At 57.6% G+C, this 14,632-nt stretch carries 12 protein-coding genes; 4 read left to right on the top strand and 8 right to left on the bottom strand.

Annotation, left to right across the window (positions count from 1 at the left end; genetic code table 11):
• Positions 1-353: hypothetical protein (locus GOV88_RS13685; protein WP_217358922.1), on the top strand; the 353-nt coding region annotated here is incomplete at its 5' end.
• 115 nt (positions 354-468) lie between these two features.
• On the opposite strand, the gene GOV88_RS13680 is transcribed toward GOV88_RS13685, so the two are convergent.
• The 4 genes from GOV88_RS13680 to recA all read right to left on the bottom strand — a co-directional run bounded on the left by GOV88_RS13680 (position 469) and on the right by recA (position 5,623).
• Positions 469-996: a transglutaminase-like cysteine peptidase gene (locus GOV88_RS13680; RefSeq protein ID WP_171240787.1), complete on the bottom strand. Its 528-nt coding sequence runs from the start codon at positions 994-996 to the stop codon at positions 469-471.
• 464 nt (positions 997-1,460) lie between these two features.
• Positions 1,461-1,748: a DUF1330 domain-containing protein gene (locus tag GOV88_RS13675; RefSeq protein ID WP_171121476.1), complete on the bottom strand. Its 288-nt coding sequence runs from the start codon at positions 1,746-1,748 to the stop codon at positions 1,461-1,463.
• Position 1,749: 1 nt separating this feature from the next.
• A complete protein-coding gene (gene alaS, locus GOV88_RS13670) occupies positions 1,750-4,419 on the bottom strand; it encodes an alanine--tRNA ligase (protein ID WP_171240780.1) in 2,670 nt (889 codons plus the stop codon).
• Positions 4,420-4,555: 136 nt separating this feature from the next.
• Positions 4,556-5,623 carry a recombinase RecA gene (gene recA / locus GOV88_RS13665; protein ID WP_170629954.1) on the bottom strand — a complete coding sequence of 356 codons (1,068 nt, stop codon included), beginning with the start codon at positions 5,621-5,623 and terminating at the stop codon, positions 4,556-4,558.
• A 192-nt stretch (positions 5,624-5,815) separates the two neighbouring features.
• On the opposite strand from recA, the gene GOV88_RS13660 reads away from it, so the two are divergent.
• Positions 5,816-6,409 (top strand): gamma-glutamyl kinase, encoded by a 594-nt coding sequence (locus GOV88_RS13660; RefSeq protein ID WP_171240779.1) that lies wholly within the window; start codon positions 5,816-5,818, stop codon positions 6,407-6,409.
• Positions 6,410-6,414: 5 nt separating this feature from the next.
• Here GOV88_RS13660 and GOV88_RS20775 read toward each other — a convergent pair whose 3' ends face one another.
• The 4 genes from GOV88_RS20775 to guaB form a co-directional block, all read right to left on the bottom strand.
• Entirely contained in the window at positions 6,415-7,218 is an 804-nt protein-coding gene (locus tag GOV88_RS20775; RefSeq protein WP_371808245.1) for an ATP-binding protein, read from the bottom strand.
• A gap of 3 nt (positions 7,219-7,221) precedes the next feature.
• Positions 7,222-8,706, bottom strand: a complete 1,485-nt coding sequence (locus GOV88_RS20770) for a histidine kinase dimerization/phospho-acceptor domain-containing protein (protein ID WP_371808244.1) — start codon at positions 8,704-8,706, stop codon at positions 7,222-7,224.
• 103 nt (positions 8,707-8,809) lie between these two features.
• Entirely contained in the window at positions 8,810-9,967 is a 1,158-nt protein-coding gene (locus tag GOV88_RS13650; RefSeq protein WP_171240778.1) for an RsmB/NOP family class I SAM-dependent RNA methyltransferase, read from the bottom strand.
• A 71-nt stretch (positions 9,968-10,038) separates the two neighbouring features.
• Positions 10,039-11,487 (bottom strand): IMP dehydrogenase, encoded by a 1,449-nt coding sequence (guaB, locus tag GOV88_RS13645; RefSeq protein ID WP_171240777.1) that lies wholly within the window; start codon positions 11,485-11,487, stop codon positions 10,039-10,041.
• Between the two features lie 217 nt (positions 11,488-11,704).
• On the opposite strand from guaB, the gene GOV88_RS13640 reads away from it, so the two are divergent.
• Both GOV88_RS13640 and GOV88_RS13635 read left to right on the top strand, forming a co-directional pair.
• A complete protein-coding gene (locus GOV88_RS13640) occupies positions 11,705-13,750 on the top strand; it encodes an ASKHA domain-containing protein (RefSeq protein ID WP_171240776.1) in 2,046 nt (681 codons plus the stop codon).
• 24 nt (positions 13,751-13,774) lie between these two features.
• The gene (locus GOV88_RS13635; RefSeq protein ID WP_171211457.1) at positions 13,775-14,632 is read left to right on the top strand and encodes a class I SAM-dependent methyltransferase; all 858 of its coding nucleotides are present in this window, start codon (positions 13,775-13,777) and stop codon (positions 14,630-14,632) included.

The raw sequence follows: 14,632 nt of genomic DNA, 5'->3' as shown, positions 1-14,632 counted from the left end.
GTGACGATAACGGCGACGGAAACGGCGGCGACAATGGCGACGGCGACGACAACGGTGACGGAAACGGCGGCGACAATGGCGACGGCGACGACAACGGAAATGGAAACGGCGGCACAAACCGCTCTGGCCATAACGACGGTACTAATCCCGGCGGCCAAACCAACAACCCGAATGGCTCCGATAACCCAGGTGGCGGTAACGGTGGAAGCAATAATGGCGGCAACACCAACGGGCGCGGCAACGGCGGAAACAACAACGTCGATATTTTCGGCGGAAACGGCCAGGGCGGAAGCAACGGAAACGGTGGCGGAGGCAACTCGCGCGGACCGGGCCGTGGTGGTATTTTCGACTGATACAATTTCGGTCGGGCCGGAGATACCTGCCTATAACTCAATCCAAAAGGGCGGCCCTACGGGCGCCCTTTTATTTTTCTCTCTACTCCAATCAAATTCGAGTTCCAGATTGGGTCTAGCTTTTTCTGTAGACACCAACCCAATTACTGGGCTGTCTTGGGTCCTGCATCCTAAGAAAGAGGTAACGCGTTGAAGACCAATGTTTTATCCGGTTGGTCAGATTGTCCAGGATCAGATCCCCGCCCGCAGAGCGATACACCAAAACAGCATGTGCCCGCCGCCGAGTATCCAATACGGTCGCGATCAAAAGTTTGCTTGGATCAATGCCTGCCCGGATCAAATCCCGCTTCTTGAGTAGTGCAAAGTCTTCACAATCACCCCCGCGCGAGGTGGGCAGCGCCCATCGCTCGACGGTTCTGTACTGCGACTGGTCCGTGACTTCTCGGGTGGTTGCGTTGACTTGGCGATTAACCCTGTGGACGATCTGCATTTCCTGCTGGGTCGACAAGGAAAGCGACGCCTTACTTGAACACGCCCATGAATATTGTCTGCACAACTGGCGCGCACCCGACGGAGGGGGCGACGCAGCCACCGCGCGGATAAAGCTTCCTTCGCTTGCCTGAACATTCGAGCCACCAAACATGGCGGCGCATGCCAAAGCAGATATTCCAATGGCCCGCCCTAGCGACAGGGCCGACCTCTTAACAATTGCTCTGTTTTCAATCCCAACAGAATCCATGCCTGTCCCTCGATCCTTGTGTCTCCAAGCGATTGCAAACAGACCGGACCGTATCCCCAGTTCGGAAACTATCGGTAAACGGAACCGCCTGCGCAATCTGACGTGACCGTGCGAAGGAAAAGAGGCGGAATTTCGTGACTCAATTTGACCATTTGGAGCAAGAATTGCGTTGAGTCAGCCACAATTATGGCACGCAGGGCGCGAGTTGCGTTCAGAAACCTGACGCAACTCATTGTAAACAGTAAAATATTAGAATGACATTGTGAGATCGGCGAAGGCCACAATTGGGATTTTGCGCGTTGGCTGAAATCCGCGCAATAAACACAGCCGCCGGGTTTGTTGTTACCCGGCGACCGAAAATACTGATTCTACTCGGTGATTTCCACGACCACGAGTTCACGCTCACTTGCGCCGCGCGCGTGGTCCAGGGCTTCTTGATACTCGGGCGAGTTATAGCATTCGACCGCAGCTTCTACGGACGGAAACCGGGCAACCACGTTGCGCGGCCGTTCTTTGCCTTCAAGCTGCACATATCGCGCGGCGCGCGCGATAAATTCTCCGCCGTGCTTGGCTATCGCTGGTCCAGCAAGCTCGGCGTATTTTCCATAAGCCTCGGTGTCCGTCACCGTGACATGTGCGATCCAAAGTGCGGGCATCCTACCCCTCCAGTACCTGTTCCGCGGCTTTGATCGCCGCATCAGAATTCGAAGCATCCTTGCCGCCACCCTGCGCCATGTCAGGGCGGCCACCACCGCCCTTACCGCCCAGTTCCGCGACAGCGGCGCGAACCAGATCGACCGCCGAAACTTTTTCGGTCAGGTCCTGCGTTACACCAGCCGCGACAGCCGCCTTGCCGCCTGCATCCGCAATCAGCAAAACAGCCCCCGATCCCAGACGGCTTTTGTGTTCGTCGATCAATGCAGGCAGGTCCTTGCCGGACACACCAGTTAGCGCCTGCGCCAGGAAAGGCACGCCGTTCACGTCTTTTGCTTCAGCGCCACCCTGACCTGAGCCCCCGGCCATCGCCAAATCGCGACGCAACTGCGCCACTTCGTTCTGCAAGGCCTTGCGCTCGTCCAACAGGGTCTTGACCCGGCTGACTACGTCGTCGGGCTGTGCCTTTAGTTCGGACGCAATCTGCCCCAACCGCTGATCCTGCGCCGACAAATGGCGGAAAGCCTCATCCCCGGTCAATGCTTCGATACGGCGCACACCCGCGCTGCTGGCGCTGTCGCCAAGAACAACAAAGGTTCCGATATCGCCGGTCTGTTTGACATGCGTACCACCGCATAGCTCGATCGACCACGTTTCGCCGTCCTGCCCTTTGCCTGTGGGCGCTTTGCCCATCGAAACAACGCGTACCTCGTCGCCGTATTTCTCGCCAAACAGCGCCTGCGCGCCCAGTTCGCGCGCATCGTCCGGCGTCATGATCCGAGTTTCCACGGTCGAGTTCTGGCGGATAAAGGCATTCACCTCACGCTCGACCTTTTGCAGTTCCTCTGTGCTCAGCGCCTTGGAGTGGCTGAAATCAAACCGAAGCCGATCAGAGGCGTTCAGCGACCCGCGCTGTGCCACGTGATCACCCAACGTTTCGCGCAGCGCCTCATGCAGCAGGTGCGTGGCCGAATGGTTGGCCCGGATCGCACTGCGGCGGGTATGGTCCACCTCAAGCTCGACGCCGTCACCCTTGGACAGCGCACCCTGACTGACCGTCACACGATGCGCATAGACCTTACCTTCGGCGAATTTACGAGTGTCTTCGACCTCGGCCACATCCTGCATATTCTCAAGCCGTCGGATTTCACCGGTATCCCCAACCTGACCACCGGCCTCACCATAGAATGGGGTTTGGTTCACGATGACCCAGCCGGTGCCGCCCTGTTCGATAGTGTCGACCAGCGCGCCATCCACGACCAGAGCAGCCACCTGCCCTTCGGCCTTTTCAGTATCATAGCCTAGAAAATCCGTGGCCCCGGCACTGTCCAGCACGTCAAACCAAACTGCCTGATCGGCGGCCTCGCCCGAGCCCGCCCATGCGGCGCGTGCTTTGGCCTTTTGTTCGGCCATCGCCTCATCAAATCCATCGGCATCCACGGTTCGGCCCTTTTCACGCAGCGCATCCTGCGTCAGGTCCAGCGGGAAACCATAAGTGTCATACAGTTTGAATGCCGCTTCACCGGGCAGAGCGGCCCCTTCGGGCAGGCCCGCAACCTCATCATCAAGCAGTTTCAGACCGCGATCCAGTGTCTGCTTGAACCGGGTTTCCTCAAGCAGCAGCGTTTCTTCGATCAGCGCCTGCGCCTGTCCCAGTTCCGTGTATTGCGCGCCCATCAGCTGCACCAAAGAGGGCACAAGGCGGTGCATCACCGGGTCTTTCGCACCCAGCAAATGCGCGTGACGCATGGCGCGACGCATAATCCGGCGCAGAACATATCCGCGCCCGTCATTGCTGGGCATCACCCCATCGGCAATCAGGAATGAAGTCGACCGCAAGTGATCAGCGATTACGCGGTGATGCACGTTTTGATCGCCGTACGGATCAACGCCGGTCGCATCGGCCGACGCCTCAATCAGCGTTTTGAACAGGTCGGTGTCATAGTTGTCATGGCTGCCCTGCAACAACGCGCCAATCCGTTCCAGCCCCATGCCAGTGTCGATGGACTGCATGTCCAGCTCCACCATCGAGCCGTCTTCGAACTGTTCGTTCTGCATGAAAACGATGTTCCAGATCTCGATGAACCGATCACCGTCTTCCTCGGCCGAACCCGGAGGGCCGCCCCAGATGTGGTCGCCATGATCATAGAAAATCTCGGTGCACGGACCACAGGGTCCGGTCGGACCCATTTGCCAGAAGTTGTCACTGGTGGCGATGCGGATAATCCGATCCTCGGGGACGCCGACCTTCTTCCAGATCTCAAACGCCTCATCATCAGTGTGGTAGACCGTTGTCAGCAGGCGGTTCTTGTCGATACCGAATTCCTTAGTGATCAGCTCCCACGCGAAGGGGATCGCGTCATGCTTGAAGTAATCCCCGAACGAGAAATTTCCCAGCATCTCAAAGAACGTATGGTGACGTGCGGTGTAACCCACATTGTCCAGATCGTTATGCTTGCCGCCTGCGCGCACACATTTCTGCGCCGTCGTCGCGCACTGATAGTCGCGGGTTTCAACGCCGGTAAACAGGTTCTTGAACTGCACCATGCCCGAATTTACGAACATCAGTGTCGGGTCATTGCGGGGCACCAAAGGGCTGGACGCCACCACTTCGTGCCCTTGTTTGGCAAAGTAGTTCAGAAAGGTCGATCGAATATCGTTCAGCGTTGGCATAAGGCTCTCTCAGCGCGCAGTCATCTTGTTCCAGAAGGGTTTATCCCCGTCCCATGGGATAGTCCACAGGATTGGAAGACCAAACGAAACAAGGCGGCCCCGAAGGACCGCCCGTCAGTCAGAAATCGGGATCGGATCAGGCTTCGAGGATGTCGTCATCCTCGGCCGCACCGGGCGGCATATCAAAATCCAACCCATGCGCAGCTCGGATCTTGTCTTCGATTTCAAGCGCGATCCGGCTGTTGTCACGCAGGTATTGCTTGGCATTCTCACGCCCCTGCCCGATCCTCTCGTCGCCATAGCTGAACCACGAGCCAGATTTCTCGACCACACCAGCCTTGACGCCCAGATCCAGCAGCTCGCCCATCTTGCTGATGCCTTCGCCATACATAATGTCGAATTCCACCTGCTTGAACGGAGGTGCCACCTTGTTCTTGACGACCTTCACACGGGTCTGGTTGCCCACCACTTCGTCGCGATCCTTGATCGCACCAATTCGGCGGATATCAAGACGGACCGAGCTGTAGAATTTCAGAGCGTTGCCCCCGGTCGTGGTCTCAGGGCTGCCAAACATCACGCCGATCTTCATCCGAATCTGGTTGATGAAAATCACCATGCAGTTGCTGCGGCTGATCGAGCCGGTCAGCTTGCGCATCGCCTGGCTCATCAAACGGGCCTGAACGCCGACATTACTGTCGCCCATGTCGCCTTCCAGTTCAGACTTCGGCGTCAAGGCTGCGACCGAGTCGACCACGACCATGTTCACTGCGCCCGAGCGCACCAGCGTATCAGTAATCTCAAGCGCCTGTTCGCCGGTATCGGGTTGCGAGATCAACAACTCATCCAGATCAACGCCCAACTTGCGGGCATATTGCGGGTCCAGCGCATGTTCCGCGTCGACGAACGCACAGACACCGCCGCGCTTCTGCTGTTCTGCAATACAATGCAACGTAAGCGTGGTCTTACCCGAGCTTTCGGGTCCGTAAATCTCAACAATCCGGCCCATCGGCAGGCCACCGATTCCCAACGCGATATCCAACCCCAGCGACCCGGTTGAGCTAGCGTCAATATCCTGCTTGGCATCTTCGCCCAGCTTCATGATCGAGCCCTTACCGAACTGCCGTTCGATCTGTGCCAGCGCACTGTCGAGCGCCTTTTGCTTGTCTGCGTTTTTCTTGTCGCTCATCGTCAGAAGATCCGCCATTGTCCTGTCGCCTTCCCTTTTGTCACACCCTTTAACGGGCGGCAATCACTGCTTTGTTCGCCTCTTGTTCCTTATGGGACCAAAAAGAGAACATTTCAATAAAAACTTACAGAAAGTACTGTTCAGCAATTGTGTTAAAGAGTCGTTTACGTCACTCTGCCCTTGTGACAAACTTGGCCAAGGACGCGATAATTGCTTGTTTTCTATAAAGAACGTCTTGCGTTCCTGGCCGTACCTAAAACCGGAAGTACAGCGTACCACACGGCGTTGCAGGATCGTGCTGACTTTGTGATTACCGGCCCGCCGGACCTGAAACACGCGCCGGTCCGACGCTATGATCGTTTTTTTCAGAATATCTTTCGAAAAATGTACGACACCGAGATGGAAATCATGGCCGTCGTCCGAGAGCCGATCGACTGGCTTGGCATTTGGTACAAGTTTCGCGCCCGGCCCGAGCGTCTGGGCCACCCTCATTCCACCCACGACCTGAGCTTTGATGATTTCGTTCAAGCTTACATGCAGACCCCGCGCCAGGACTTCGCGGATGTAGGCAGTCAGAGCCAGTTTTTTCGCACACGGAACAACGGTGTTGGCGCAAGTCACGTTTTCAAATACGAAAATCAGGACAAAATACTGGATTTCCTACAAGACCGACTTGGCACCGAGATTTCTTTGACCCAAGAGAATGTCTCGCCAAAACGCGATTTGAGTTTGAGCCCGGAAACGGAAATAGCATTTCGCCAATCACATGCCGCCGAATTCGCATGTCATGACGCCGCGCTCTGACCGTTTCAATTGATTTGTTGAAACACCGCTTCTGTAAGTTGGTTCAAAGAAAAGGGTTTCGGCAGGAAGGTCGAATTGCTGATATCGTGGTCCGAGTTCCCGAATGCGCCTTCGGTATAGCCTGACATGAAGATGACCCGGACATCGGGACGATCTTCCATCGCCTTGCGAACCCATGTCGGCCCATCCATGCCGGGCATAACGACATCGGTGACAAAAACGTCCACATTCAAGGACCCGTCTTCCAGCAACCGTAAAGCCTCTTCCGCACAATCCGCCTCAAGCACCGTGTACCCTTTCAACCTCAACGCGCGGGTGGCAAATGCGCGGACCGGTGCTTCATCCTCAACCAAGAGGACAACGCCTTCGCCCGAGCGAGCACCCTGAGCGTCAGGCAAGGTGGCTTCTTCGGGAACAACCCGCTCCTCTGCGCCAGAGACAGGCAGGAATACCGTGAATTCGGTTCCGCGCCCAATCAGACTGTCAACAAAGATGAACCCCCCCGTCTGCTTTACGATTCCGTAAACAGTAGACAGGCCCAGCCCGGTGCCTTCGCCGGTTCTTTTCGTCGTGTAGAAGGGTTCAAACACCTTTTGCAATTTGTCCGAAGCAATCCCGGTGCCGCTATCAATGACCTTAACAGTAACGTATTCGCCGGGTTGAACCGTCGCGCGGTCCCTGCGAAGTGGCTCTGTCATACGAACAACCTCAGTTTCAATTCGCACATCCCCCCCTTCCGGCATGGCGTCCCGTGCATTCACGACAAGGTTCATGAAAACCTGTTCCAGTTGGCGCTTATCTGCCCGCACGGGTTAGAGAACCGGATCATGGCTGAGGATCAGGCGAATTTTCTCTCCGACCAGTCGGTTCAACAGATGGATGAGGTCAGAAATTGTATCCCGCAAGTCCAGAACTTCGGGCTGAAGGGTCTGTTTGCGTGAGAACGCCAGCAATTGACTTACCAGCGCAGCCGCGCGGTTGGCGTTTTGGTTGATCTGAACCAAATCTCCGTAGTTTGGATCATTCTGATCATGTCTAAGCAGCAACAGGTCACAATGCCCCGAGATCGCCGTTAGCAGATTGTTGAAGTCATGCGCGACACCACCCGCCAGTTGCCCAACGGCCTGCATCTTTTGTCCCTGAACGAACTGGGCCTCCAAAGTCTTGAGCTCCGTCGCATCGTTCAGCACGGCGATCAGGCAAACTTCGCCCTTGTTGACGACCTTGCTCAGAGTGACCTGAACGAAGACCTCTTTATCCTTGCGACTTAACCTAAGAAATTCCGAACACGGTACTGCATCATCGGCGGCAGAACGTGCCAGCCATTCGTGGATTGGATAGCCCAGCCCTTGCATGATCTGCGCCACGTTCGTTTCACCCGGGCGGATATCCCCGACAAGCTTGGCGGCCAGACGGTTAACCTCTTTGATCTGCCCGTCAAGCGAAAGGCACATGAGGGGGACTGGTAAATCATCAAATGGGGCCTCAGGCGCGGGGCCGGCTGACACATTCACTGGAAGAATAAGTGTATCTTGAACTGATCCCGAGCGTGAAAGCTCACACACTGTCACCGGGATTGACGTATCGGCAGTTTCGGCACGCACAATTTCACCAGCAGGCGGGAGTTCTGTCGCAAAGACTTGCTCTATGGTCTCAGGCCGGAAACCAAGCAGACTTTCTGCAGCCCCGTTGACACGCAGCAGCGCGCCATTTCTTCCGTGCGTCAGAACAGGAACATCCGCATCGTCCCATTGCCCCCGCTCGTCCATTTTGAAGCGCCAGCAATATAAGCCGTGCCCAACATCAAAGACCGAGACCGGCACAGTCGACCCAACGGTGACAACGTCTTCACGTGCCTTTCCGTGAATTTCCGCCAAAGCTTGCAGACGAAGCAAAACCGCAGACGGGTTGGCAAACACGGACTTGAGAGAACTGTCCAGCCTGACCCCTGGAAAAGCACGGAACCGAGCCGAAGCCCTGGAATTCGCGTGGCGCACGCACCCTTCGGAATCCGCGATCACGCAGGAAAACATGTCCTGTTCTGCGAACGATGCCATGACCTTGATGGCCTGCCGAAGGAATAGTTCTGCGATCTGGCCCCTGAGCACGACCAAAAATGCAGTCGACAGAAATGAGGCACCGACGACCAGAAATCCAGTTGCAATAGCTTCCGGTAGGTCTTTGGCAAAGGGTGCGAAACTAAGTGCGCCACCCAGCATGACCAAAGCAACAAGCCTTACGTTGGCAGGAAATTTCCTGAGGGAATGTTCAGAAATCAAGGCTAGGGTTTCAGGCATTAACAACTCGGATCAAAAGATTTTTTGGAGATCAGCCCAAATTGATTAACACCCTATTAATTTTCTCGCCACAATCTACCCCAAGTTGTTTGATGCGTCAAAATTACCGCTTTAGATGTGATGCGAAGAAACCGTCCGCGCCCTCAGTCGGCAACCACCTTTTGCGAAATGCCTCTCTCCATTCGGAATGCAGCGCCGTAAACCTGTCGACGACTTCGTCGTTTTCGGGCCTCAACATCGAACAGGTCGCGTAGGCCAGTGTTCCGCCTTGACCGACCAGCGACGACGTTGCCTTCAAAATTTCAAACTGCAATTCAGTCAACTCAGTCAGGCGCTGTGGGGTCAATGCCCACTTCCCGGCAGGTGCACGCCGCCATGAACCGCTTCCTGAACATGGTGCATCAACCAACACGATATCAAAAGGACCGTGTTTCCGAACTTCTTGCGTGGACACTGTCGTAATCTTGGCACCAGCGCGGTCAGCGCGTGCAGGAATGTCACGCATCCGACCTGCGTTAACATCATGTGCGAAAACTTCGACACCGTCATGCGCAGCCAAGGCCAAAGACTTTCCTCCGCCGCCAGCGCAATAGTCGAGAACGCGCAGACCGGGCTGCAAGTCCAGCGCAGATACGACAGCTTGACTTGCCGCATCCTGAAGTTCGACAAGCCCTTCTTTATAAGCCGGACTTTGTGCGATCTTGCGGGCCCCTTCGACGACTTCAAGTGCAGTGTCACTGGCCGGATGAGCGCGTGCAACGATCCCATCCTGATCCAGTGCCACAATTGCGTCGGACCGATTGGTTTTGATCAGGTTGGCGCGTAGATGGATCGGAGCACGTCTTTGCAACGCTTCTGCAGCAGGAACAGCCTGATCCCCCAAGGAATCCTTGAACACCGGCCATAACCAATCGGGGATATCGTACCGCTCTGCATCAGATGCAAAGTCTCGCCCGGCTTCCGTTTCCAGCACAGCAGTCGGCGCGTGGCGTTCGCCGGTGAAAAGCGCGGCAAGGTCAGCCTGGGCTGCGCGTGACGCGCCAATCATCAGCCCCCGCCCGGTTGCCGCTCCGCCAAGTGCTGCAAAGGATCGTTTGCAACGAACAGCACCGAATACATGGTCACGAATGGCCGCACGATCTTTTGACCCCGCAAAACGGCTTCGGCGCGCCCATCCCGTAAGAGCCTTTTCAACCGGCGTTCCGCCAAGAATCTCGTCCAGAATCTCGATGGAGGCCTGAACGCGGGCTGCTGGTGTCATCGGGCTGTCCCTTGCTCTTTAGAAACACAAAACGGCGCCCAAACAGGCGCCGCATTGCACAATTCGAGAGTTTACATCACGCGGTAGTTCGGGCTTTCGCGCGTGATCTGAACGTCATGCACATGGCTTTCCTTCAGCCCCGCGCCCGTGATTTTGACAAAGTTGCAGTTGCGTCGCATCTCTTCCACGGTTGCGCAGCCCGTATAGCCCATCGCCGCCCGCAGGCCGCCAACCAACTGATGCACAACGGCGCTGGCCGAGCCTTTGTAGGGCACCTGCCCTTCGATCCCTTCGGGCACCAGCTTGTCGTTGGCGGCGTCTTTCTGGAAGTACCGATCCGCCGAGCCGCGCGCCATTGCGCCCAAGCTACCCATACCGCGATATGATTTGAACGAGCGGCCCTGATACAAAATCACTTCACCGGGGCTTTCATCGGTGCCCGCGATCATAGAACCGACCATCGCGCAGGACGCCCCCGCCGCGATTGCCTTGGCAAAATCGCCCGAGAATTTAATGCCGCCATCGGCGATTACCGGCACATCCCCGGCCGCCGCAGCGCAATCCATGATCGCGGTCAACTGCGGCACGCCCACACCGGCCACCATCCGTGTGGTACAGATCGAGCCCGGCCCAATCCCCACCTTGATCGAGTCCGCGCCCGCGTCGATCAACGCTTTGGTCGCCTCGCCAGTGGCCACATTACCGGCAATGATCTGAACCTCGTTCGACAGGGTCTTTACCCGTTTCACCGCGTCCAGAACGCCTTGTGAATGGCCGTGTGCGGTGTCCACAACAATGATGTCGACGCCTGAATCCACCAATTGCTCGGAACGCTCAAACCCGGCATCCCCGACCGAAGTCGCCGCCGCAACACGCAGGCGGCCCAGGCGGTCTTTGCACGCAGTCGGATTCAGCACCGCTTGTTCTGTATCTTTCAGGGTCAGCAGGCCAGTCAGTTTGCCTTCGGCGTCAACAACCAGCAGCTTTTCGATCCGGCGCGCCTTCATCAGGCTTTTAGCTTCTTCCAGATCGGCGGGTTCCTGCAGCATCGCCAGATTGTCGGCGGTCATCATCGCGTGGATCGGCGTGTCGTCCGAGGTCGCAAACCGCATGTCGCGGTTGGTCACGATACCGACAACGCGCCCCTCGGGGTCGACAACGGGAAAACCGGTGAAGTTATACCGCTCGACCAGCGCCTTGGCATCAGCCAGCGTCTGATCCGCGCGCAATGTCACAGGGTTATAGACGATGCCGGATTCGAACCGCTTGACCCGGCGTACCTCGCGGGCCTGTTCCTCGGTGCTCAGGTTCTTGTGGATCACGCCGATGCCGCCCGCTTGCGCCATGGCGATGGCCATGCGCGCCTCGGTCACTGTGTCCATCGCTGAACTCAGCAGCGGGATGTTCATGGTAATCTCGCGCGTCACGCGCGTCGTCGTGTTCGCCGTTGCGGGCAGCACAGAAGATGCGCCCGGAACCAGAAGAACGTCGTCAAAGGTGAGTGCCTCACGAATCTGCATCTGCTAACCCCATGCAAAACCCCGTTTGACGGCGACCCTATTGCATGGATTCAAGCTAAGGAAAAGCCCCTGACCTAAACTAGTTTTGCCCTGCGGGACATTGCCGCGGCAAAAAACGACGCAAGACGGTCAAAACCTGCCGCTGATTGCCCTTTCCCTTTGCGCACAAACCCATATCTTGCGCGGCAGATGCGCGAATACAAAAGGCAGGCCAGATATGACCACCGAACCCCTTGTCGTTTTTACCCCCTCGGGCAAACGTGGGCATTTCCCTGTCGGCACCCCGGTTCTGACCGCTGCCCGGCAGTTAGGTGTCGATCTGGATTCGGTCTGCGGCGGGCGCGGGATTTGTTCGAAATGCCAAATCACGCCCAGCTATGGTGAGTTTCCCAAGCACGGCGTGTCGGTATCCGAAGGCGCGCTGAGCGAATGGAACGCGGTGGAACAACGCTATGACGACAAGCGCGGGTTGAAGCCGGGGCGCCGTTTGGGGTGTCAGGCCACCGTTCAAGGTGACGTGGTGATTGACGTGCCGCCCGAATCTCAGGTCCATCGTCAGGTCGTGCGCAAAGCGGCTGCGGCCCGTGCCATCACCATGGATCCGGCGACGCGGCTGTATTTCGTGGTGGTCGAGGAACCCGACATGCACTCGCCCACCGGCGATCTGGAGCGGCTGGAACGCGCCCTGCGCGAGCAGTGGAAGATCGACGCCGTCACCGCCGATCTGTCGCTGATGGCAAAGTTGCAGCCTGTACTGCGCAAAGGCAAGTGGGAGGTTACCGTAGCCGTCCACAAAGGCCACAAGGATGAGGTCGCGCAGATCGTGGAAATCTGGCCCGGCCTGCATGAACAAGGGCTGTACGGTCTGGCGATCGACCTTGGCTCAACCACCGTCGCCGCCCACTTGACCGATCTGGAAACCGGTGAGGTCAAGGCATCGTCCGGCTTGATGAACCCGCAGATCCGCTTTGGTGAAGACCTGATGAGCCGCGTGTCCTACGCCATGATGAACCCCGGCGGTGATCAGGAAATGACCCGCGCCGTGCGCGAGGCGATCAACGACCTGACCACCTCGATCGCGGATGAGGCCGGGATCGACGCCGCGCTGATCGTGGAAACGGTATTTGTATGCAACCCGGTCATGCACCACCTGCTGCTGGGACTGGACCCGGTCGAACTGGGGCAGGCTCCGTTCGCGCTGGCGACATCGGAAAGCATGTCCCTGCCCGCGCGTGAGATGGACCTGACCAAGATGAACCCCCGCGCACAGGTCTATATCCTGCCCTGTATTGCGGGACATGTGGGGGCCGACTGTGCCGCCGTTGCCCTGTCCGAGGAACCGGGCAAGTCGGAAGACCTCGTGCTGATCGTCGATGTCGGCACCAATGCCGAAATCCTGCTGGGCAACACCACACGCGTGCTGGCTTGTTCCTCGCCCACCGGCCCCGCCTTTGAAGGCGCGCAGATCAGTTCTGGCCAGCGCGCTGCGCCCGGCGCGATTGAACGGATCGAGATCGACCCCATTACCAAGGAACCCCGCTTCCGCATCATCGGGTCTGACAAGTGGTCCGACGAGGACGGGTTCGATCAGGACATCGCCACCACCGGAATCACTGGCATCTGCGGCTCAGGCATTATCGAAGCCGTGGCGGAAATGCGCATCGCCGGGCTGCTGGATGAAAGCGGCCTGATCGGATCGGCTGAACAAACCGGCACCACGCGCTGCATCCCCGAAGGGCGCACACATTCCTATTTGATCCACGACGCCAGCGCCGAAGGCGGCCCGCGTATCACTGTGACCCAAGGTGACATCCGCGCCATCCAACTGGCGAAATCGGCGCTTTATGCCGGTGCGCGCCTGCTAATGGATGAGATGCAGGTCGACACCGTGGATCGCGTGGTTCTGGCCGGGGCGTTCGGCGCGCATATCTCGACCAAACATGCGATGGTTTTGGGGATGATCCCCGACGCACCGTTGGACAAGGTCTCCAGCGCAGGAAACGCGGCCGGTACCGGCGCGCGGATCGCCCTGTGCAACATCGGATCGCGCAAGGAAATTGAACGTGTCGTGCGCGAGATCACCAAAGTCGAAACCGCGATTGAGCCCAAGTTTCAGGACCATTTCGTAGCCTCCAACGCGATCCCGCACAAAACCGACCCATTTCCGGAACTGGCGCAGGTGGTCACCCTCCCCTCGCCTTCATTCAACACCGGTGGCGGGGATGAGGAAAAATCTGGCCGCCGCCGCCGCCGCAGGTCATAGTTACCCCAAAGAACCGGAGGCGACATGGCGATAACAAACGAAGAACAGGCTGAATTCTGGGGCAACTCACCCTCGGGTGCGAAATGGCTGACCTATGAGGATCAGATGGATGCCCTTCTGGCCCCGGTTCTGGATCTGGTGCTGGATCGCGCCGCTCTTCAACCGGGGCATCGTGTGTTGGACATCGGCTGCGGCACGGGCGCGAGCACGGTTCAGGCCGCCCAGGTCGTTGGCCCCAAAGGTCACGTTCTAGCCGCTGATTTTTCACAGCCTTTTCTGGATCGAGCTGCGGTACGCGCAGAGGCAGCCGGGCATTCAAATGTCGGCTTTCAATTCGCAGACGCGCAGACCCACCCTTTTGACGAAGGCGACCGGGATGCCATGATCTCGCGTTTTGGCGTGATGTTCTTCGATGATACGGTTGCCGCCTTTGCAAACATGGCACGAGCCCTGAAGCCCGGCGGGCAAATGACTTTTGCCGCTTGGGGGCCGCTCTCCGGCAACCCCTGGTTCTTTATTCCACACATTGCGGCCACCGCGCGCCTAGGAACACCACCAAAAGTAGATCGCAACGCACCCGGACCTTTGGCCTTTCATGATCAGGATCGCGTCACAGGTTTGCTGGCAGACGCCGGACTGACTGACATCAAGGTCGACGCGGTTGACCTGACCTTACCGGTATACGGAACGCTAGAGGATTGCGCTGCACTCTGTACACGAGTTGGCCCAGCGGCGCGGGTGATCGCCCACTTCGACGGTGGACCCGAAGATATCGCGGTCATTCGGGACGCAGTAGCAGGTGAATTCCAGCCCTATCAAGCAGGGGATATGGTCAACGTACCTGCGCTCATAAACTTGTTTCAGGCACGTAGGCCCGAGTAA

Source organism: Ruegeria sp. HKCCA5491, from assembly GCF_013034565.1.
Lineage (GTDB): Bacteria > Pseudomonadota > Alphaproteobacteria > Rhodobacterales > Rhodobacteraceae > Ruegeria.
This window is presented reverse-complemented; position numbering and strand designations above follow the sequence as displayed.